Annotated in this window: 19 protein-coding genes; 6 read left to right on the top strand and 13 right to left on the bottom strand. The window is 72.4% G+C overall.

From position 1 onward, the window contains the following. The first annotated feature begins 104 nt into the window (after positions 1–104). Both NYF13_RS07215 and NYF13_RS07210 read left to right on the top strand, forming a co-directional pair. Positions 105–1,739: an ABC transporter ATP-binding protein gene (locus NYF13_RS07215; protein ID WP_315655083.1), complete on the top strand. Its 1,635-nt coding sequence runs from the start codon at positions 105–107 to the stop codon at positions 1,737–1,739. Beyond that, positions 1,736–3,478: an ABC transporter ATP-binding protein gene (locus NYF13_RS07210; protein ID WP_315655081.1), complete on the top strand. Its 1,743-nt coding sequence runs from the start codon at positions 1,736–1,738 to the stop codon at positions 3,476–3,478. The genes NYF13_RS07215 and NYF13_RS07210 overlap by 4 nt, the downstream gene beginning before the upstream one ends. An 87-nt stretch (positions 3,479–3,565) precedes the next feature. On the opposite strand, the gene purQ is transcribed toward NYF13_RS07210, so the two are convergent. Both purQ and purS read right to left on the bottom strand, forming a co-directional pair. Then, entirely contained in the window at positions 3,566–4,243 is a 678-nt protein-coding gene (purQ, locus tag NYF13_RS07205) for a phosphoribosylformylglycinamidine synthase subunit PurQ (RefSeq protein ID WP_315655080.1), read from the bottom strand. After that, positions 4,240–4,479, bottom strand: a complete 240-nt coding sequence (purS, locus tag NYF13_RS07200) for a phosphoribosylformylglycinamidine synthase subunit PurS (protein ID WP_091625235.1) — start codon at positions 4,477–4,479, stop codon at positions 4,240–4,242. Before purS ends, purQ begins: the two co-directional genes overlap by 4 nt. A gap of 196 nt (positions 4,480–4,675) precedes the next feature. Between purS and NYF13_RS07195 the strand changes: the two genes are divergently transcribed. After that, a complete protein-coding gene (locus NYF13_RS07195) occupies positions 4,676–6,244 on the top strand; it encodes a GMC family oxidoreductase N-terminal domain-containing protein (RefSeq protein ID WP_315655076.1) in 1,569 nt (522 codons plus the stop codon). Here NYF13_RS07195 and NYF13_RS07190 read toward each other — a convergent pair. After that, complete coding sequence (locus tag NYF13_RS07190; protein WP_315655074.1) at positions 6,241–7,164, bottom strand: MBL fold metallo-hydrolase; 924 nt, start codon at positions 7,162–7,164, stop codon at positions 6,241–6,243. The genes NYF13_RS07195 and NYF13_RS07190 overlap by 4 nt on opposite strands. 116 nt (positions 7,165–7,280) lie before the next feature. On the opposite strand from NYF13_RS07190, the gene NYF13_RS07185 reads away from it, so the two are divergent. After that, positions 7,281–8,192 carry a LysR family transcriptional regulator gene (locus NYF13_RS07185; protein WP_315655072.1) on the top strand — a complete coding sequence of 304 codons (912 nt, stop codon included), beginning with the start codon at positions 7,281–7,283 and terminating at the stop codon, positions 8,190–8,192. Here NYF13_RS07185 and NYF13_RS07180 read toward each other — a convergent pair. Together NYF13_RS07180 and NYF13_RS07175 are read right to left on the bottom strand one after the other, a co-directional pair. Then, positions 8,132–9,310: an alpha-hydroxy-acid oxidizing protein gene (locus NYF13_RS07180; RefSeq protein WP_315655070.1), complete on the bottom strand. Its 1,179-nt coding sequence runs from the start codon at positions 9,308–9,310 to the stop codon at positions 8,132–8,134. The genes NYF13_RS07185 and NYF13_RS07180 overlap by 61 nt on opposite strands. Positions 9,311–9,339: 29 nt before the next feature. Beyond that, positions 9,340–10,842 carry an aldehyde dehydrogenase family protein gene (locus NYF13_RS07175; RefSeq protein ID WP_315655067.1) on the bottom strand — a complete coding sequence of 501 codons (1,503 nt, stop codon included), beginning with the start codon at positions 10,840–10,842 and terminating at the stop codon, positions 9,340–9,342. A 266-nt stretch (positions 10,843–11,108) separates the two neighbouring features. Between NYF13_RS07175 and NYF13_RS07170 the strand changes: the two genes are divergently transcribed. After that, entirely contained in the window at positions 11,109–11,744 is a 636-nt protein-coding gene (locus NYF13_RS07170; protein WP_315655065.1) for an MBL fold metallo-hydrolase, read from the top strand. A gap of 43 nt (positions 11,745–11,787) precedes the next feature. On the opposite strand, the gene NYF13_RS07165 is transcribed toward NYF13_RS07170, so the two are convergent. From NYF13_RS07165 to NYF13_RS07145, 5 genes are all read right to left on the bottom strand, one after another. Continuing rightward, positions 11,788–12,495 (bottom strand): DUF2334 domain-containing protein, encoded by a 708-nt coding sequence (locus tag NYF13_RS07165; RefSeq protein WP_315655063.1) that lies wholly within the window; start codon positions 12,493–12,495, stop codon positions 11,788–11,790. Positions 12,496–12,814: 319 nt separating this feature from the next. After that, positions 12,815–13,282, bottom strand: a complete 468-nt coding sequence (locus NYF13_RS07160) for an NAD(P)H-dependent oxidoreductase (RefSeq protein WP_315657247.1) — start codon at positions 13,280–13,282, stop codon at positions 12,815–12,817. 632 nt (positions 13,283–13,914) lie between these two features. Next, entirely contained in the window at positions 13,915–14,751 is an 837-nt protein-coding gene (locus tag NYF13_RS07155; RefSeq protein ID WP_315655061.1) for a patatin-like phospholipase family protein, read from the bottom strand. An 82-nt stretch (positions 14,752–14,833) separates the two neighbouring features. Then, positions 14,834–15,655 carry a helix-turn-helix transcriptional regulator gene (locus tag NYF13_RS07150; RefSeq protein ID WP_315655059.1) on the bottom strand — a complete coding sequence of 274 codons (822 nt, stop codon included), beginning with the start codon at positions 15,653–15,655 and terminating at the stop codon, positions 14,834–14,836. Positions 15,656–15,719: 64 nt separating this feature from the next. After that, positions 15,720–16,610: a phosphoribosylaminoimidazolesuccinocarboxamide synthase gene (locus NYF13_RS07145; protein WP_315655057.1), complete on the bottom strand. Its 891-nt coding sequence runs from the start codon at positions 16,608–16,610 to the stop codon at positions 15,720–15,722. A 48-nt stretch (positions 16,611–16,658) separates the two neighbouring features. Between NYF13_RS07145 and NYF13_RS07140 the strand changes: the two genes are divergently transcribed. Beyond that, positions 16,659–17,447 carry an SAM-dependent chlorinase/fluorinase gene (locus NYF13_RS07140; protein WP_315655055.1) on the top strand — a complete coding sequence of 263 codons (789 nt, stop codon included), beginning with the start codon at positions 16,659–16,661 and terminating at the stop codon, positions 17,445–17,447. Between the two features lie 24 nt (positions 17,448–17,471). Here NYF13_RS07140 and NYF13_RS07135 read toward each other — a convergent pair whose 3' ends face one another. From NYF13_RS07135 to NYF13_RS07125, 3 genes are read right to left on the bottom strand one after another with little or no spacing between them, the layout of a single operon-like run. Beyond that, positions 17,472–18,218: an amino acid ABC transporter ATP-binding protein gene (locus NYF13_RS07135; RefSeq protein ID WP_315655053.1), complete on the bottom strand. Its 747-nt coding sequence runs from the start codon at positions 18,216–18,218 to the stop codon at positions 17,472–17,474. Next, on the bottom strand, positions 18,215–18,973 hold the full coding sequence (locus tag NYF13_RS07130; RefSeq protein WP_315655052.1) for an amino acid ABC transporter permease: 759 nt from the start codon (positions 18,971–18,973) through the stop codon (positions 18,215–18,217). The genes NYF13_RS07135 and NYF13_RS07130 overlap by 4 nt, the downstream gene beginning before the upstream one ends. A 44-nt stretch (positions 18,974–19,017) precedes the next feature. Then, a complete protein-coding gene (locus NYF13_RS07125; RefSeq protein ID WP_315655049.1) occupies positions 19,018–19,791 on the bottom strand; it encodes an ABC transporter substrate-binding protein in 774 nt (257 codons plus the stop codon). Positions 19,792–19,856: the final 65 nt, after the last annotated feature.

The raw sequence follows: 19,856 nt of genomic DNA, 5'->3' as shown, positions 1-19,856 counted from the left end.
TCCAAGAGTACGGGCCGGGCCGGTCACCCCCGCAGGTGGCTCGGCGTTCGCCAGGGGATAAATCGGTCGCGCTGCCGGTGTCGGGCCGCTTACCGTTGGCGACCGTGCTCTCCGCCCCGTACCCGTTCCCGGACCTGCGACTGCCCGAGCGGCTGACCGCCGGCCGCCTCCTGCTCTCGATGCTGCGCGCGCGGCCCTGGCTGGTGGCCGTCGCGGCCGTGACCGGCACGTTGTGGACGCTGCCGAGCGCGCTGCTGCCCCTGGTGGTCGGGCGGGGCGTGGACGCGATCGCCGCGGGCGACACCGGCGCGCTGTGGAAGTGGGCGCTGGTCGCGGCCGGGCTCGGCGTGGTGCAAGCGGGCTTCGGCACCTGGCTGCACTTCGCCTCCTACGGACTGTGGATCCACGGCGCGGGCAGCACGCAGCGGCTGGTGACCTCGCACACCACCCGGCTCGGCGCGGTGCTGCGGGAGGCGACCACCACCGGCAACGTGGTCGCGGTCACCTCCTCGGACATCAACTGGATCGGCAACACCTTCGAGGTGATCGGCCGCACGGTGGGCTCGGTGGTCGCGTTCGTGGTGGTCGGCGTCGCGATGCTGTCCTCCTCCCCGCTGCTCGGCGTCGTCGCGCTGGTCGGCGTGCCGCTGGCCGTGCTCGGCATCGGTCCCCTGCTGCGCCCGCTGCAGAAGCGCAAGGCCGTGCAGCGCGAGAACCTGAGCGAGGTCAACGCGCTGGGCGCGGACATCGTGTCCGGGCTGCGGATCCTGCGCGGGGTCGGTGGTGAACGCCGGTTCCTCCAGCGGTTCCGCACGGCCAGCCAGGTGGTGCGCCGGTCCGGGGTCGAGGTCGGGCGCAGCGAGGCGTGGCTGGCGGCCGCGGCGATCGTGCTGCCGGGACTGGTCACCGTGGCCATCACCTGGCTGGGCGCGCGGCTCGCGCTCGACGGCACCATCGGCGTCGGCGAGCTGGTGGCGTTCTACGGGGTCTCGGCGTTCCTGGTGGTGCCGGTGGACACCGCGACGGAGGCGGTCAGCTCGCTCAGCTCGGGCACGGTGGCCGCGCGGAAGGTCTGCGGCCTGCTGGCCCTGCGGCCGAAGCTGGCCGAGCCCGCGTCGCCGGTGCCGCTGCCCGAGGGGCGGCTGGACCTGGTCGACACCGAGAGCGGGGTCCGCGCCGCGCCCGGCCGGCTGACCGTGGTCGACCTGGGCGCCGAGGCGGAGGCGATCGCCGAGCGGATGGCGCGCTTCACCGATGCCGGCGAGGGTGAGCGCGTGCTGGTCGGCGGCGTGCCCGCGGACCAGGTCGCGCTGGCCGAGTTGCGCGCTCGCGTGGTGTTCGCGCACAACCAGGACATCTGGTTCTCCGGGGTGCTGCGCGACCAGCTCGCCCCGGCCCGGCCCGGCGGGGTCGGGCTCACCGAGGCGCTCTACGCGGCCGACGCCGACGACATCATCGAGGCCCTGCCCGAAGGCGTCGACGAGCTGATCGGCGAACGCGGGCGGGAGGTCTCCGGGGGCCAGCGGCAACGGCTGAGCCTGGCGCGGGCCCTGGCCGTGGACGCCGACGTGCTGCTGCTCGACGAGCCGACCTCGGCCGTCGACGCGCACACGGAGGCCCGGATCACCGAACGCGTCGCCGAGCTGCGGCGCGGGCGGACCACCGTGGTCTTCAGTCAGAGTCCACTGTGGATACACGTGGCGGACGAAGTGGTACGAGCGAAAGCGGTGACGGTGTGAAGCGGCTTCCCCTGGCCTCGCGGCGCGAGGTCCGGCGCTGGGCGCTGCGCACGGCGGCCGAGCACCGGCGCGAGTTCACCGTGATGCTCGGCCTGTTCTTCCTGGCCACGCTGATCGGGCTGGCCGGCCCGCAGTTGCTCGGCCTGCTGGTCGACGGCGTGGTCCGCGGCAGCGGCACGACCCGGGTGGACCTGCTCGCGGCCGGCTTCGTCGTGGCGCTCGTGCTGCAGGCGCTGGCCAAGAAGGCGGCGCGGCTGCGGGCGCGGGTGTTCGGCGAGCGCGTGCTCGCCCAGACCCGCGAACGGTTCGTGACCCGCGCGCTGGACCTGCCGCTCGGCACCGTCGAGGCGGCCGGCACCGGCGACCTGCTCAGCCGCGCGACCAGCGACATCAGCCGGTTGGACCACGCCGTGCGCTTCGCCGCGCCGGAGATCCTGATCGCCGCGGTCACGGTGCTGCTCACCACCGTGGCGATGATCGTCACGTCGCCGCCGCTCGCGCTGGGCCTGCTGGTCGCCCTGCCGCTGCTGGTGCCGGTGAACGTCTGGTACCAGCGGCGGATCCCTTCGCGGATGGCGTGGATGCTCGACCGCTGGGGCGACCTGCAGTCGGCCACCCACGAGACGGTCGAGGGCGCGCGGACCACGGAGGCCCTGGGGCTGACCGAGCGGCGCATCCGCACCGGCACCGCCGCGCTGGAGCAGGCCGTGCTCGGCGAACGGCGGATGCGGGCACTGCAACTGCGCTGGCTGCCGTCGCTGGAGATCAGCTACGTGCTGCCGATCGCGGTGATGCTGCTGATCGGCGCCTTCGCCTACAGCCGGGGCTGGGCCGGGCTGGGCACCATCACGACCATGCTCGCCTACGCCCAGGCCATGATCGCGCCGCTGAACGAGGCGCTGTTCTGGCTGGAGGACCTCCAGGTGGCGATGGCCGCCCTGCGCCGGATCCTCGGCGTGCAGCCGGCTTCGCCGAGCGTCGAGAAGGACTCGTCGGTGCCGCGCGGGCGGGATCTCACCGTGGAGGACGTCCGCTTCGGCTACACCGAGGACCGCGAGGTGCTGCACGGCATCGACCTGCGCGTGCCGCGCGGTGAGCGGCTGGCGATCGTCGGGCCCTCGGGCGCGGGCAAGTCGACCCTCGGGCGGCTGCTGGCGGGCATCTCGGCGCCGACCGCGGGCTCCATCCGGGTGGGCGGCACCGAGGTGTCGACCCTGGCGGACGACGTCCTGCGCGGCGAGGTCCTGCTGCTCACGCAGGAGCACCACACGTTCTCCGGCACGCTGCGGGAGAACCTGGCGCTGCCCGCCCGCCGCGGCGGGGGCGACTGGACCGACGAGGAGCTGACCGCCGCGCTGGCCTCGGCCGGGGCGGCCGAGTGGGCCGCCGCGCTGCCGGACGGGCTGGACACGAAGCTGGGTTCCGGTGCCTACGCCGTGCCCGCGGGCCTGGCGCAGCAGCTGGCCCTGGCCCGCGTCGTGCTGGCCGACCCGCACACGCTGGTCCTGGACGAGGCCACGTCGCTGCTGGACACGGGCTCGGCGCGGGAGCTGGAGCGTTCGCTGAACGCGGTGCTCGCGGGCCGCACGGTGATCGCGATCGCCCACCGGCTGCACACGGCGGCCGCCGCGGACCGGGTCGCCGTGGTCGAAGGCGGGCGCATCACCGAGCTCGGCTCGCACGCGGAACTGCTGGCCGCGGGTGGGCCCTACGCCCGGCTGGTGTCGGCCGCGGGCTGAGGCGAGCCCGGCCGGGCCGCCGGAGGAAGTGGCTGACCCGGGAAACCCGAAGTGGGCGGCCTCGCGCGAGGCCGCCCACCGGGTGGCTCAGACCTTCGCGAGCGCGTCCACCGCGCTGTAGAACAGGCCGAGGCCGTCGTCCGAAGGGCCGGTGAGCGCGTCGATCGCGTGCTCGGGGTGCGGCATCAGGCCGACCACGCGGCCGTTCTCGCTGCGGACGCCCGCGATGTCGTTGCGGGAGCCGTTGGGATTGCCGCCCACGTAGCGGAACGCGACGCGGTTCTCGGCCTCCAGCATGTCCAGAGTGGACTGCTCGGCCATGTAGCAGCCGTCGATGTTCTTCAGCGGGATGAGGATCTCCGCGCCCCGGTCGTAGCGCGTGGTCCAGGCCGTCTCGTTGTTCTCGACGCGGAGCCACTGGTCGCGGCAAACGAAGTGCAGGCCGACGTTGCGGATCATCGCGCCGGGCAGCAGGCCGGCCTCGCAGAGGATCTGGAAGCCGTTGCAGATGCCGAGCACGGGCAGGCCCTTGCGGGCGGCCTCGATCACGGACGTCATCACCGGGGCGTAGCGCGCGATCACGCCGGCCCGCAGGTAGTCGCCGTAGGAGAAGCCGCCGGGGACGACCACGCCGTCGACGCCGCGCAGGTCCTCATCGGCGTGCCACAGGGGCACGGCCTCGGCGTCGGCGTAGCGGACCGCGCGCGCGGCGTCACCGTCGTCCAGCGTGCCCGGGAAGGTGACGACGCCGATCCGTGCGCTCACGCGTCCACCCGCCGGATCGTCCACTGCTCGATCACGGGGTTGGCCAGGAACCCCTCGGCGATCTTGGCCAGGGTCTCGTCGTCGACGGAATCGTCGACCTCGAGCTCGAAGTGCTTGCCCTGGCGCACGTCCGCTACCCCGCTGAAGCCCAGCCGCGGCAGCGCGCGGGCCACCGCCTGGCCCTGCGGGTCGAGGATTTCGGGTTTCGGCATGACGTCGACGACGACTCGGGCCACGGCTGGCTGCTCCTTATTCACGCAGGTCGTGGGTACCGCCTGAGCCTACTCGACCGGGGGCGGCGACTGCCCGACCGGTGCGACTGGCCCCGGGCCGGTATCCGGAGGATGCTGCGGACAAGGTCTTTCCCCGGGCCGTGGGCTGGGCCATGATGAGCCCATTGGCGGTACGCCAACACAACCAGCTGGAGGCATCGTGGCCGGTCAGGAGTCCTTCGACTACGTCATCGTCGGAGCGGGCAGCGCCGGGTGCGTGCTGGCCGCCCGGCTGAGCGAGGACCCGTCGGCGCAGGTGCTGCTGCTCGAAGCCGGCGGTGAGGACTCGGCCGACGAGATCCACATCCCGGCCGCGTTCGCGTCGCTGTTCAAGACGCGCTGGGACTGGAACTACGAGACGGTCGAGCAGAAGCACACCGGACGGTCCGCCTACTGGCCGCGCGGCAAGATGCTGGGCGGCAGCTCGTCCATGAACGCGATGATCTACATCCGCGGCAACCGCGCCGACTACGACGGCTGGCGCGATTCCCACGGCGCCACCGGCTGGGGCTGGGACGACGTGCTGCCGTACTTCAAGCGCGCCGAGGGCAACCAGCGCTTCGGCGGGCCCCTGCACGGCACCGACGGCCCGCTGCTGGTCGAGGACCGCCGCTTCACCCACGAGCTGTCGAGCGCCTGGGTCGACAGCGCCGTGGACTGGGGCCTCGAGCGCAACGAGGACTTCAACGGCGAATCGCAGGAGGGCGCGGGGCTCTACCAGGTCACCTGCAAACGCGGCCGCCGCTGGTCGACCGCCGACGCCTACCTGCGGCCCGCGCTCTCGCGGCCCAACCTGACCGTGCGCACCCACGCGCCGGCCACCCGCGTGGTCTTCGAGGGCCAGCGCGCGGTCGGTGTGTCCTATCAGGACAAAGGCCGGGAGGTGACGGTGCGCGCCTCGGCCGAGGTGCTGCTGTCCGGCGGCGCGGTGAACTCGCCGCAACTGCTGATGCTCTCCGGGGTCGGCCCGGCCGAGCACCTGCGTGAGCTGGGGATCGACGTGGTGGCCGGGCTGGCCGAGGTCGGCGAGAACCTGCACGACCACCCGGCGGCCGGGATCATCTGGTCCACCAGGGGGACCACCGACCTGGTCGACGGGGCCACCCCGGCCGGGCTCGTGCGGTACCAGCTGACCCGGCGCGGCCCGCTGGCGTCGAACATCGGCGAGTCCGGCGCGTTCTTCTCCACCCGCGACGGCCTGGCCGCGCCGGACATGCAGGTGCACGTGGCCCCGACGCTGTTCCACGACAACGGTCTGCGCGAGCCCACCGTCGCCGGCTTCACCTCCGCGGCCACCCTGGTGGACGTCGCCAGCCGCGGCCGGCTGCGGCTGAAGTCGGCGAACCCGCTGTGGAAGCCGGAAATCGACCCGGCGTACTACTCGGACCCGGTCGACCTGGACGCGGTCAAGTCCGCCCTGCGCTCGCTGATCGAGATCGGCCGCTCGGGCCCGCTGGCGCGGTTCCTGGACCGGCCCTTCCTCCCCTCGACCCACGAGCTGAGCGAAGAGGCCCTGGCCGAGCACGTCCGCGAGAACACCCAGACGCTGTACCACCCGGTCGGCACCTGCGCGATCGGCACGGTGGTCGACCCGTCGCTGCGGGTGCTGGGTGTGGACAACTTGCGGGTGGTGGATGCTTCGGTGATGCCGGTGGTCCCGCGCGGGAACACCAACGCCCCGACGATCATGGTGGCGGAGAAGGCGGCGGAGGCGATCCGGTCGGCTTAGGATCCGGCGCGTTCGGGGGGCTCGGTGGGCTCGGTGGGCTCGGCGCACAGGCACCGCACGCCGCGCTCGAGCCATTCCCGGCCGGCCCACTCGGGGTGGCGCTGGATCATCAAGGCCGAGATCTCCGCGACGATCGACTCTTCGGACATCGCCGAAGCCCGGCGGCGCCAGGTTTCGTCGCGGAGCAGGGCGAGGTAGTCGCGGACGTCGGCCAGCAGCCCGGCGTCGCCGACGGCACCGTGCCCGGGGACGACGACCCGCGGGGGCTCGGCGGCCAGGCGTTCCAGCACCGCGAGCCAGCGCGGGCCCGAGACGTCGGTGTCGTGCGGCGGGAACCACGGGAAGATCGCGAACCGGCCCGTCTCCACCAGGTCCCCGGTGAACAGGACGTCCGCGTCGAGCACCTGGATCACCTGGTCACCGCGGCTGTGCGCGCGTCCGGTGGCCCGGAGCCGCACCACCCGCCCGCCCAGGTCCAGGTGGTGCTCCCGCGGGTAGACCACGTCGGGCCGCACCAGCTCGACCCCCTCCAGCCGGCGGGCGACGGCTTGGCCGAGACCGCGGAACATCTCCAGGTAGCCGGGGCCCTTCCGGCTCAGGTCCTCGGCCTGGGCCTGGTTCACCAGGTAGGTCGCCGAACCCGCGAAGACCTGCGCGCCGAACGAGTGTTCCGGGTGGAAATGCGTGGTGGTCAGGTACAACCTGCGCCCCCGCGCGTACTCTTCCGCGAACTCCAGCACGGTTTCGGCGTTGCGCGGGCCCATCCCCGTTTCGACGACCAGCACCGCTTCACGACCGCCGATCAGGCCGATGTTCGGGACCAGTTCCACGTTCCGGTCCGGGACGACCAGGAGGTCCCGGGCGATTTCCCGCGCTCCGGAAATCTGCACGACCGGGTCGGCCTGCACGCGCTCCACCATGATCACTTCTCTCCACGACCGGGGGGACTGCCTCGGGTCCAGTCCACCGCCTCGTCCGCCGACGCGTCCAAGTCCGATCCCGCACTGCCGATACTTTCCGGGTATCGTCACTGGTGATGGACTTGCGTGAGCTGCGGTACTTCGTGACGGTCGTGGACGAGCGGCACTTCGGCCGGGCCGCCGCGCGGTTGCACATGACGCAGCCGCCGCTGAGCCGGGCCATCAAGCGGCTGGAGACCGAGCTGGGCCACGTCCTGCTCGACCGCTCCCCCGGCGGGGTGACCCTCACCGCGGCCGGCTCCTCGCTCTACGAAGAGGCCCGCGCCCTGCTGGCCCGGGCCGACCAGGTCCGCACCCGGGTGGCCTCGGCCGCCGGCGCGGCCACCATCACCATCGGCACCCTCGCCGAGGGCACCGGGGAAGCCGGCCGGTCCGGCCCCCGCCTGGCCGAGGCGTACCGCGCGCGACACCCGGGGCTGGCCGTCCGGATCCGCGAGGCCGACCTGACCGACCCGACCGCCGGGCTCCGCACCGGGCAGGTGGACGTGGCCCTCACCCGCGCCCCGTTCGACCAGACCGGCATCGTCACGCACGTGCTCCGCACCGATCCGGTCGGCGTGGTCCTGCGCGCCGACGATCCCCTGGCGGACCGGGAAAGCCTGCACCCGGACGACCTCGCCGACCGCCCGTGGTTCCGGCTGCCGGAAGGCACGGACCCGATCTGGCGCGCGTACTGGCGCGGGCCCGGCGCGAACCCGGAGGGCCCGGTCGTGCGGACCGCCCACGAATGCCTCCAGGCCGTGCTGTGGAACGGCAGCGTGGGGGTGGCGCCGCTCTCGCACGCGCTGCCCCAAGGGCTCGTCGCGGTGGCACTACCGGACATGCCGCCGAGCCCGCTGGTGGTCGCCTGGTGCGGCACCGACCCCGGCCCGCTCATCCGCTCCTTCGCCGAGGTCGCCGCGTCCGTCTACGGCGCCGGACGGAGCCTCCGCAGCGCGTCGGGGGTCAGGTCGGCCAGCGTCGGGTAGCCGTCGACGGCCATGATCAGGTCGGCCTCGGCCAGCAGGGTGCGCAGGACGTGGACGACCCCGTCCGCCCCGGCCAGCGCCAGGCCCCAGGCGTACGGGCGTCCGATGCCGACCGCGGTGGCGCCCAGGGCCAGCGCCTTGACCACGTCGGCACCCGAGCGGATCCCGGAGTCGAACAGGACCGGGACCTCGCCGGCCGCCTCGACCACCCCGGGCAGGCAGGCCAGCGCCGGGAGGCCGCCGTTGGCCTGGCGGCCACCGTGGTTGGAGCAGTAGATGCCGTCCGCGCCGCCGTCGATGGCCCGGCGGGCGTCGTCGGGGTGCTGGATGCCCTTCACGATCAGCGGGAGCTTGGTCAGCGAGCGCAGCCAGGGCAGGTCTTCCCAGGTCAGCGGGTTGCCGAAGACCTGCGCCCACAGGCCGACCACCGCCATGACGTCGTCCTCCGGCGCCGGGCCGAGCAGCTTGCGGAAGACCGGGTCGGAGGTGTAGTTGGCCAGGCAGTGGCCACGCAGCTGGGGGAAGTTGGCGGTGGACAGGTCGCGTGGGCGCCAGCCGGTGACCCAGGTGTCGAGCGTGACCACGATGCCCTTGAACCCCGCCGCCTCGGCGCGCTGGACCAGCGACGCGGCCAGGTCCCGGTCGGTCGGCGTGTAGAGCTGGAAGAACCCGGGGGTTTCGCCCAGTTCGGGGACGATCTGTTCGAGCGGGTCGGCGGTGAGGGTCGACGCGACCATCGGCACGCCGGTCCGCGCCGCGGCCCGGGCGGTCGCGAGGTCGCCGTGGCCGTCCTGCGAGCAGATCCCGATGACCCCGATCGGCGCGAGGAACAGCGGGGTCGGCAGCTTCAGCCCGAACAGGTCGACCGAGAGGTCCCGCTCCTTGGCCCCGACGAACATCCGCGGGACGAGCCCCCAGTCGCCGAAGGCCTCGGCGTTGCCGCGCTGGGTGGCCTCGTCCCCGGCCCCTCCGGCCACGTAGGACAGCACCGACGGCGGAAGGGCCTGCGCCGCCCGGGTTTCCAGCTCCCGGTACACCATCGGCAGGGCGGGGAGCCGGCCGGTGAGCCCGGCGAAGTAGATCTCGTTCTGGAAGTCGCCGAAGTCGGGGCGGGTCATCGTGGTCTTTCCGCTCGGTCCGGGTGCGCTCAGCGCTTGCCGTGCAGGACGGTGATCAGCTTGGCCACCAGCTTGTCGGTGGATTCCTTGCGGTTGAAGGTGGTCAACGCGATCGGCGCGGTGAACCACTGCCGGGCGATGGCCTTCGACCGGGCGAACTCGCGCAGCCCCTCCGGGCCGTGGATGCGGCCGAAGCCCGAGTCGCCGACGCCGCCGAAGGGCAGCGAGGCGATTCCGGCGAAGGAGAGCGGCGCGTTGATGGACGTCATGCCCGTCCGGAGGCGGGCCGCGAGCTCCATGCCGCGCGCCTTGGAGAAAACGGTCGAGCCCAGGCCGTACTTGGAGGCGTTGGCCTTGTCCACTGCTTCGTCCATGTCGCGGACCTTGGTGATGGTCACGGTCGGGCCGAAGGTCTCCTCGCGCACCGCCTCGGCGTCCTCGGGGACGTCCACCAGCACGGTGGGCTGGACGTACCGGTCACCGACCGCGTCGACACCGCCGAGGACCGCGCGGCCGCCGCGCTCGATGGCGTCGGTGATGTGACGCCGGATCACCCCGAGCTGCGAGGGCATGGTGATCGGGCCGTACTGCGCGTCCTCGTCCGAGCCCGCGCGGACGTCGCGCGACTTCTCCACCACCTTGGCCACGAACTCGTCGTGCACCCGCTCGTGGACGTACGCGCGCTCGACGCCGACGCAGGTCTGGCCCGAGTTCGAGAAGGCACCCCACACGGTGGCGTCGGCGGCGGCGTCGAGGTCGGCGTCCGCGTCGACCAGCACCGGGTCCTTGCCGCCGGCCTCGATCACGACCGGGGTGAGCGTCCGGGCCGCGGCGGCCATGATCTTCTTGCCGGTGGCGGCGGACCCGGTGAACGCGATCTTGTCCACCCCCGCGCCGACCAGCGCCGCGCCGGTCTCGCCGAAGCCGGTGACCAGCTGGAGGACCGGCTGCTCCGGCACGATCTCGGCGAACGCGTCCACCAGCCACCGGCCCACGCCCGGGGTGTACTCGCTGGGCTTGAACACCACGGCGTTGCCGGCCGCGAGCGCGTAGACGATCGAGCCGAGCGGGGTGAACACCGGGTAGTTCCACGGTCCGATCACGCCGACGACGCCGAGCGGCCGGTACTCCACCGTCGCCGCCTGGTTCGACATCAGCAGGCCGGCCGAGCGGCGTTGCCGGCCGAGGACCTTGCGCGCGTGCTTGCCCGCCCACGCGATGTGCTCGATGGCCAGGACGCACTCGAGCTGGGCGTCGGCCACCGGTTTGCCGGTCTCGTCGCGCACCACCTGGCACAGCTGCGGCAGACGCCGGGTCAGCACGCCCTTCCACTGCCGGAGCCGCTCCGCGCGCCCGGCGAACCCGAGCCCGTCCCACCACTCGCTCGCGACCCGCCCCCGCTCGACGGCGGCGCACACGTCCTCGGCGCTGTGCACCGGGTAGGTGCCCACCACCTCGTCGGTCGCCGGGCTGAGCGAATCGAAGGTCTCACCGACCGCGGTCGGCTCCGGCTTCGGCTGGACGGCGGTCATCGGCGTCTCCCCTTGCGTCTCGGCTGATACCCAGGCTACGAGGTTGCTGACGCAGTGCCAATGGTTGCCCGGACACTTCCGGCCAGCATCGCACCGCGGGACGCCGGGGGAAAGGGTGATCGCCCGTTGGGTTTTCGTCCTGATTGTCAGGTATGAGCCGTGAGCCGCCGGCGCGGCCCGTCGTTCCTCCGGCGGGGCGGGAGGGCGTGGCGACGCCCGGGGCCCGGGCCTAAGCTGAAAGTGACCATGCGCGGAGGAGAATCCTGATGCAGATCGTCCATTTCGGACACGCCTGTGTACTGCTCGAGACCGACGGTGAGCGGATTCTGATCGATCCGGGTACCTTCTCGACCGGCTTCGAAGGCGAGCGCGAGCTGTCGGCCGTGTTCATCACCCACCAGCACTTCGACCACCTCGACGAGGAGCGGCTGCCGAAGGTGCTGGCGGCGAATCCGGACGCGAAGCTGATCGTCGACCCGGGGTCGGTCGAGACGGCGGAGAAGCTGGGGCTGCGGTTCGAGGTCGCCCACCCCGGTGACGCGTTCGAGGTCGGCTCGACCGCGGTGAACGTCGTGGGCGGGCAGCACGCCGTGATCCACGGCGACCTTCCCCAGATCCCGAACATCGGTTACGTGGTGGACCACGGGGCGTTCTACCACCCGGGTGACTCGTTCTTCGTCCCCGAGCAGAAGATCGACGTGCTCGGGCTGCCGACCGGGGCGCCCTGGCTCAAGGCCGGGGAGGCCGTGGACTTCCTGCGCGCCGTCGCGCCGCGGCGGGCGGTGCCGATCCACGAGGCGGTGCTCGCCGATCCGGCCATGCACTACGGGCTGTTCGGCCGCCTCTCGCCCGAGGGCACCGAGGTGAAGGTGCTGGAACGCGGCGGGCTCACCCAGGTCTGATCCGGCGGTTCCCCTCGGGCGCCGGGACCGCGAGGAGAGCCGTTCAGGCCGCGGCGGGGTGGCGCAGCGAGCCGTAGGTGCTGCCGAAGGCGTGGTTTTCCAGCGCGACGTCGATCGCGTCCAGGAAGGCCTGGCGCAGACCCGGGCGGGCGAGGTCCAGGGCGTCGATGTCCAGGCGCACCAGCCCGCCTCGGCGGGCCGCGCGGGCGGCGGCCAGCACCAGGGCGAAGCAGCGCACCGTTTCGGTGCGGTGGGACTGGCTGGTGAACTCCTGGACGCGGGCCCGGCGAACCTCCCCGGTCACCAGGTCGCGCACCGAGACCAGGTCCGCGCAGAGGGTGAACCCGTGCTCGCGCAGGGCCTGCAGGGTGCCCGGGGACGCGAGCCAGCGCGGCGGCGCGAACCCGTCGACGGTCACGCCGGTGGCGGCCAACGCGGCTTTCGCGGCGATCAGCCGCAGGCGCGCCTCGTGCGCGGGCAGGGCGGCGAACTCGGCCCTCCGCCCCAGCTGCACGGCGCGGTGCGTCGGTGCGACGCGGTGGTCGTAACCGTGCAGCAGCACCGAATCCCCGGCGGCGCCCCGGCCGCGGACCCAGGCCGTGACGGGCCCGTCCTCAGTCCGGGCGACGTGCAGGATCGACAGCGGCACGCGGCGCCGCTCCAACTCGGCCGCGAGGTCGGCGCAGCGGTGCAGCGTGCGCGGGGTGGTCCCGGACAGCGATACCAGCAGGCGTGCTTCCACGACCACCATTGAGCCGGACGTCGGTGGCGCCCGACTGGCCACCTCGTGAACTGCGCAGAAAGGCCACGTGAGGCTTTACCCCACCGCCGGGGTGGGTGACGGGCGCGCGGTGGGTGAGTGCAGGTGTCCGGGCGAAGCGGAGAGCAGGGCGGTTGGCTGCCTTGGCGAAACGCCGGCCGAGCGGCGGGTCGACTCGGCGACGACGTCGGGTGCGGGGCGGTCTGGGCGAAGGGCTGGCTCGGCGAAGCGCTGGGGGCCGGGCCGGGCCGGGTCGACGAAGCGGCGGGCGGGAGGCTTGGGCGGAGGGCGCTGCAGGACGGGCCAATGATCAAGCCCTCGCACCCTCCAGCAGGTGCTGCACGGCGGTGGCGATGCGGGCGCGAAGGTCGGGGTCGGCTACTTCGCCGTTGTTCACCACGTCGCGGGGAACGGGGAGGCGGATGCAGGCCTTGGTGACGATGCGGGCGCCGGCGTAGGTGAGGACTTTGCGAAGGGAGTCGTGGGCGTCGGCGCCGCCGGTGGGGGCGGCGACGGAGGAGGCGTTGATCCAGGCGACCGGTTTGCCGTAGACCTCGCCGCCGCCGACGGTCCAGTCCAGGAGGTTCTTGAACGAGCCGGGCAGGCCGCCGGCGTATTCGGGGGTGCAGATCAGCACGGCTTCGGCGGCGGCCAGTTCGGCACGGAGGGTGACGACGGCCGGGGGCAGGGGCTCGGTGTCGTCGTCGGGGTTGAAGTGGGGGAGTTCGGCCAGTCCGGTGTAGAGCTTCGACTCGGCGAAGCACCCGGCGGTCGCCAAAACCGCCGCGTTGCCCGAACCCGAGCGCAGACTGCCGCTGATGAGCAGGATCACGAAGGCCAGTGTGCCAGCGAAGACGCTTGAGGCCGATCCGGCTGGGAGCCCGTGGAAATCCGGGCGGGGTGCAACGGGTGGGATGCCCTGGGTGGGCGAAGGAGGCGGGGTCAACCGAGCGGCGAAGCCAGCCAACCTCAAGCCAAGTCAAATTCGTCGGGCGACAGGCGACAGGCGGATGATCGGGAAAGGCAAGCCAAGCGCGCTGGGCGACAGCCGGACAACACCGGGAGCCCCGGGCACCAGCAAGAAGAACCGCCGGGCGACAGCGAGAAGAAACAAGGTGGCGGCGCGGAGGGCGAAAGTCCGGCGCAAGCTCGGACGGCCTGACGAAACCCCGGCGCAAACTCGGACGGCCTGGCGAAAGTCTGGCGCAAGCTCGGGCGGGCTAGCGAAACCCCGGCGCAAGCTCGGACGGCCTGACGAAAGTCTGGCGCAAGCTCGGACGGCCTGACGAAAGTCCGGCGCAAGCTCAGATGGCCTGGCGAAAATCCGGCGCAAGCTCGGGCGGCCTGGCGAAAGCCCGGCGGCGCAAGCTCGGGCGGGCTGGCGAAACCCCGGCGCAAGCTCGGGTGGGCTCAGGCCCAGTCGATCCTCGTCGTCCGGCCCTGTGCGCGGCCGCCCGCTGCGGCCGGGGTGCGGGTCGCGGGGTCCAGGGGGTTGGTGCCGATGGCCGTCAGGGCGGCCTCGTCCGGTTCCAGGACGGCGACTTCGGCGCCGGACGCGCGCAGTGCGGCGATGGTGTCCGGTAAGGACTTCTCGACCGGGAACAGGTCGGTCTGGCCCATCGGCACGATCAGCAGCACCCGCGACGCGCCGTTCGCGTAGTCGGCGTTCACCCCGGAACGGACGCCGCCGTCGACGTAGCGGCGGCCTTCGATCGTGACGGGGGGCCAGATGCCCGGCACGGCGCAGCTCGCCGCGACCGCGTCGACCAGGCTCACCCCGGACGCGCGCTCGAACACCCGCGGTTCGCCGGTTTCGGCGTCCACCGCGAGCAGCTTCACGGCCCGGGCCGGCCACTCGTGCGACGGCAGCCTCGCCTCGATCACCGCCCGGCGCTGCGGCTCCGGCACCGTGGCCGCGGTGAGCGCGAACCCACCGACCGCGCGGCGCAACTCGCCCGGGGTGGCGGCGTCCGGCATCGCGGCGGCCATCTGCCGGCCGAAGTCCTCCAGGTCCAGTTCGGCCATCAGCTCGGCATTCTGCCGGCCCGGCTCCGCCTGGCGCGCGTACAACTCCTCCAGTCCCATCCCGCTACCCAGCTGCGCGGCCACGGTGGCGCCCGCGGACGTGCCCACCAGCAGGCCCGCACCGCTGACGTCCCGGCCCGCTTCGGCCAGCCCGGCGAGCAGCCCGGTGATCCACGCGATCCCGGCCACTCCGCCGCCACCCAGTACCAACGCCTCGCTCATGTCCGCTCCTTCCGGCTTTCCACGGCGTCCAGTGTGCCGGCGGGCACCGACAATTTTCGGCCACGCGGGCGCCCGGCGGCGCTCAACCGGCCAGTTCATCCAAGATCCCGTCGATCAGCTCGCGGGCCCGGTCGCCGCACAGGGAAAGGTCCTCAATGGACTTCGCGGCGGACTTGTAGTGCCGCACCCGCACCGCGCTCGAACTGTGCGCGCTCTCCTTGGACAGCTCCTCGTAGACGATCGTGGGCAGGTCGGCGAAGTCGAGGATCGAGAACGCGCCGCTGAGGCCCGGGTGGTGGTCGGTGTCGATCGGCATGATCCGCAGGTCGATGTGGTCGTACTCCAGCACCGAGCGCAGGTACCGCAACTGGTCGGCCATCACCTCGCGGCCGCCGACGCGTTTGCGCAGCGCGGACTCCCCCAGCACGATCACGCATTCGGTGAGGCGGCCGCGCTCGAAGACCTCCCGGCGGGCCAGCCGAGCGGCCACCAGCCGCTCGACGTTCTCCACGCCGGGGCTGCGCAGCACTACCCGCGAGTACGAGCTGGTCTGCAGCAGATCGTGCACCCGCAGCGGTTCCCAGGCGAACAGGGTCGTCGCCGTCTTCTCCCACTCCAGGTACGCGCCGGTGGTGCCGGTGTCGAGCCAGTTGGACTCCTGGGCGCCCTTGGCCATCTCGACGATGCGGCCGCGCTCTTCACCGATGACGCGGCAGTGGGCGAGCACGGCGCCGACGTCCTCGAGCTTGGGCAGCCGGACACCGCGCTCCCAGTTGGACAGGAAGCCCGGTGCGATGCCGAGCAACCGGGCCAGTTCGCGCACGCCGAGTTTGCGTTTTTCCCTGGCAGCGCGAAGTTCCAGGCCGAGCGCTCTGGCCCGGGGTGTTGCGTAGGGTACGACCATGTGTGCAGTGTGTCACGGGGATCTGACACTTTTCGGGGGTGGACCGTTGCGTCCTGCAAACGCCTCACCCCGGGGTCGGCCAGTCCTTCAAGGACAGTCCCGAAATTCGTTCGTAGGCCTCCACATAACGGGCCCTGGTGGCGGAAACCACGGCATCCGGCAGGGGCGGCGGCTGGGTGTTCGAGGCCCGGTCCCAACCGGACTCCGGTCCGGTGAGCCAGTCTCGCACGTACTGCTTGTCGAAGGAAGGCTGTGCGCGGCCCGCTTCGTAGCCTTCGGCGGGCCAGTAGCGCGAAGAGTCCGGCGTGAGCACTTCGTCGGCCAGCACGAGCGCGCCCGAATCGTCGAGACCGAACTCGAACTTGGTGTCCGCCAACAGGATTCCCCGCTCGGCGGCGAGCTCGGCCCCACGGCGGTAGACGGCCAGCGTGGCTTCACGGACCTCTTCGGCGCGCGCACGCCCGAGGACGGCCGCGACGGCCTCGAAGCTGACGTTCTCGTCGTGCTCCCCCAGTTCGGCCTTCGTCGCCGGAGTGAAGATCGGCGACGGCAGTTTCGCCGATTCCAGCAGACCGGCGGGCAGCTCGACCCCGCAGACCGCGCCGGTGCGCCGGTAGTCCGAGTAGCCGGAGCCGGTCAGGTAACCGCGCGCGACGGCCTCGACCGGCAGCATGTCCAGGCGCCGCACCAGCAGCGCGCGGCCGCGCACCTCGGCCGGGATGCGCGGGTCGTCGTGGGCGAGCAGGTGGTTGGGCAGCACGTCGGCGAGCTGCCCGAACCAGAACACGCTCATCGCGGTGAGCACGCGGCCCTTGTCCGGGATCGGGGTGTCCAGCACGAAGTCGTACGCGGAGATGCGGTCGGACGCGACCAGCAGCAGGTGGTCGTCGCCGACGGCGTACAACTCACGGACCTTGCCGGCGGCGATCTTCGGGTATTCGGCGAGCGTCGTCACGGCAGCACCCTAACCCGTGCGCGCCCCGGAGCGAGGATGATGCCGGTCATGCCCTATCGCTGGATCTCGTTCACCACCGACTACGGACTGCGCGACGGGTTCGTGGCGGCCTGCCACGGCGTGATCGCGCGGATCGCGCCGGACGTGCGGGTCGTCGACGTCACCCACCTCGTACCGCCGCAGCAGGTGCGGCCGGGCGCGGCGGTGCTCGCGCAGACCGTGTCCTCACTGCCCGAATCGGTGCACCTGGCCGTGGTGGACCCGGGTGTCGGCACCGGGAGACGCGGGCTGGTCGTGGTGGCCGGGCTCGGCGTGCTGGTCGGCCCGGACAACGGCCTGCTGCTGCCCGCGGCGGAGGCGCTAGGCGGGGTGGAGGCGGCGTACGCGATCGAAGGTCCGGAGCCGACGTACGCGACCTTCCACGGGCGAGACGTCTTCGCGCCTGTCGCCGCGCAGCTGGCGCTGGGTGCGGACCCGGCGTCGTTCGGCCCACCGGTCACCGACCCGGTCCGGCTGCCGGACCCGCTGGTGGCGGCGTTCCCGGGCAAGCTGGTGGCCGATGTGGTCACGGTCGACCACTTCGGCAACGTCCAGCTCGCCGCCACCCCCGCCGACCTGGAGCTGACCGGGCTGGCCGCCGAGGTCACGGTGCACAGCGCGCGGCTCGCCGTGCCCGCCACGATCGGGCGCACCTTCGGCGACGTGGCCCCGGGCGCGGCCCTGCTCTACCCCGACTCCGCGGGCCGGCTGGCCATCGCGGTGAACGGCGGCTCGGCGGCCGCGGCCCTGGACCTGGACTCCGGGCAGGAGTGCACGATCACGACCTCGCCCTCGTGACCGCAACGGCGTGCGGACGGGACCTCAGAGCACCTGCGAAAGGAAGTGCTGGAGCCGCGGGTTCCGGGGGGCGTCGAAGATCGCGTCCGGGCTGCCCTGCTCGACGATGCGGCCGGCGTCCATGAACGCGACCTCGTCGGCGACGTTGCGGGCGAAGCCCATCTCGTGGGTCACCACGATCAGGGTCAGCCCGCGCGCGGCCAGGCCCGCCATCAGGTCCAGCACGCCCTTGACCAGCTCCGGGTCCAGCGCGCTGGTCGCCTCATCGAACAGCATCACCTCGGGGTCCATCGCCAGCGCCCGCGCGATGGCCACGCGCTGCTGCTGGCCGCCCGAGAGCGCGGCCGGGCGGTACGGCGCCTTGTCCGCGAGGCCGACCTCGGCCAGCCGGGCCCGGGCGACCTCGATCGCGTCCTCTTTGGACAGCCGGCGCACGCTGCGCAGCGGCAGCACGATGTTGTCCAGCACCGTCCGGTGGCCGAACAGGTTGAAGTGCTGGAACACCATGCCCACGCGCCGGCGCAGGGCGTCCGGGTCCGAGCGGATCACGCTCTCGCCGTCGAGCAGCAGGTCGCCGCTCGCGGGCTCCTGGAGCCGGTTGACGCAGCGCAGCAGGGTCGACTTGCCCGAGCCGGACGGCCCGATCACGCAGGTCGTCCTCCCGCTCCCGACCTCGAGGTCCACCCCGCGCAGCACCTCCAGGGTGCCGAAGCTGACGTGGATGTCGCGCAGCTCCACGCTGGAGGAGCGCACCGGCGACGCCGTGGTCACGCGGCCACCTTCCCGCCGGCCGCCGGGGCCGGCTCACCGCCGTTGTCCACGGGCCGCACCTTGCGCCCGGTCTGAAGCCGCTTGTCGATGAAGTTCACCAGGTGCGTGAGCGGCACGGTGATCACCAGGTAGACGAACCCGGCGGCGACCAGCGGCGACTGGTTGCCGGTGTTGGCGGCCAGGTCCTGCCCGATCCGGAACAGCTCGCGCTGGTCGATCACGAAGCCGAGGAAGTACACCAGCGGGGTGTCCTTGACCACCGCGATGAACTGGTTCACCAGCGCCGGCAGCACCCGCCGCACGCCCTGCGGGATGACCACCAGCAGCATCGCCCGGCGGTAGCTCATGCCGAGCGCACGGCTGGCCTCCAGCTGTCCCTTCTCGACGCTCTGGATGCCGGAGCGGAAGATCTCGCCGATGTAGGAGGCGGCGATCAGGCTCAGCGCCAGGATGCCCAGCGGGTACGGGCTGCTGCCGACGATCGGCTTGACCAGCGCGTACAGGCCCTGGCCGATCACCAGGATGGTCAGGATCGCGGGCAGACCGCGGAAGATGTCGGTGTACACCCGCGCCGGCCACCGCAGCCAGCGTTTGGCCGAGAGCCCCATCAGGGCCAGCGGCACGGCCAGCACGGTGCCGATCACGAACGAGACCACGGCCAGGATCAGTGTGTTGACCAGGCCGGTCTTGAGCAGGTCGGGGAAGACCTGCCAGATGATCGGCCAGTTGAGGAAGGTGGTGAAGAACTGGTCCACCGCTCATGCACCCCCGCCGGGCCTCGAAGCGCCGGGAAGCTCGTTCACCGGCCCGCCTTGAAGTCCGCGGGCACCGGCGCGTTCGGCTCGAACCGCTGGTGCACCCGCTCCCAGCTCCCGTCGGCGACGGTCTTCTTGATCCCGTCGTTCAGCTTGGCCAGCAGCTCGGAATTGCCCTTCTTCACCGCGTACCCGTGCGGGATCGTGGTGGTGATCTCCTTGGTGACCTTCAGGCCCGGGTTCTTCTTCGCGTAGTCCTCGGCCGAAGCCTGGTCGAACACCGCGCCCGCGATGGCCGAGCTCTTGAGCGCGCTCAGCACCGCCGCGTCGTTGGGGAACCGGACGGCCTGCGCCGCGGGCGCGTTGGCGGCCAGCCAGGTGTCCGAGACCGTGCCCTGGACCACGCCGATCCGCTTGCCCGCCAACGAGTTCTCGTCGGTGACCCCGCCGGCGCCGGTCGTCTCGAGGCCGAGCGACTGGTAGTTGTACGGGTCGGAGAAGTCCGCCGTCTGCTTGCGCGCGTCCGTCTGCGCGATCGCCGCGCTGCCGATGTCGAACTGGCCGCCCGCGACCTGGCCGAGCAGCGCCGAGAAGTCGACGCCCACGAATTCGAGCTTCAGGCCCTCCTTGGCCGCGATGTCGCGCAGGAGCTCGTTGTCGAAGCCGGTGAACTGGCCGTTCTCCTGGTAGGCGTTGGGCCTGGAGTCGGTCAGCGTGCCGACCCGCAGGGTGTCCGTGCTGTCCCCGCCGCACGCGGTGAGCGCGCCGATCAGCGCGACGGCCACAGCGGCGACGGCGGTGGTCCTCGTCCGGTTCATGGTCACTCCTCAGCTTCCGGGCCCGGCCGGCACCGGAGCGGTCGGCGGGAACTGCCGGTGCAGCT

Source organism: Amycolatopsis sp. PS_44_ISF1 (assembly GCF_032335455.1).
Taxonomy (GTDB): Bacteria; Actinomycetota; Actinomycetes; order Mycobacteriales; family Pseudonocardiaceae; genus Amycolatopsis.
Note: the sequence above shows the minus strand (reverse complement) of the source record. Positions and strands in the feature narration are given on the sequence as shown.

What these genes read in the sequence shown, in the direction of transcription:
- NYF13_RS07190 (WP_315655074.1), bottom strand. Translation starts at nt 7,164, where the DNA reads ATGGTGGAGCGCGTGCAGGCCGACCCGGTCGTGCAGATTTCCGGAGCG.
- NYF13_RS07185 (WP_315655072.1), top strand. Translation starts at nt 7,281, where the DNA reads ATGGACTTGCGTGAGCTGCGGTACTTCGTGACGGTCGTGGACGAGCGG.
- NYF13_RS07180 (WP_315655070.1), bottom strand. Translation starts at nt 9,310, where the DNA reads ATGACCCGCCCCGACTTCGGCGACTTCCAGAACGAGATCTACTTCGCC.
- NYF13_RS07175 (WP_315655067.1), bottom strand. Translation starts at nt 10,842, where the DNA reads ATGACCGCCGTCCAGCCGAAGCCGGAGCCGACCGCGGTCGGTGAGACC.
- NYF13_RS07170 (WP_315655065.1), top strand. Translation starts at nt 11,109, where the DNA reads ATGCAGATCGTCCATTTCGGACACGCCTGTGTACTGCTCGAGACCGAC.
- NYF13_RS07165 (WP_315655063.1), bottom strand. Translation starts at nt 12,495, where the DNA reads ATGGTGGTCGTGGAAGCACGCCTGCTGGTATCGCTGTCCGGGACCACC.
- NYF13_RS07155 (WP_315655061.1), bottom strand. Translation starts at nt 14,751, where the DNA reads ATGAGCGAGGCGTTGGTACTGGGTGGCGGCGGAGTGGCCGGGATCGCG.
- NYF13_RS07150 (WP_315655059.1), bottom strand. Translation starts at nt 15,655, where the DNA reads ATGGTCGTACCCTACGCAACACCCCGGGCCAGAGCGCTCGGCCTGGAA.
- NYF13_RS07140 (WP_315655055.1), top strand. Translation starts at nt 16,659, where the DNA reads ATGCCCTATCGCTGGATCTCGTTCACCACCGACTACGGACTGCGCGAC.
- NYF13_RS07125 (WP_315655049.1), bottom strand. Translation starts at nt 19,791, where the DNA reads ATGAACCGGACGAGGACCACCGCCGTCGCCGCTGTGGCCGTCGCGCTG.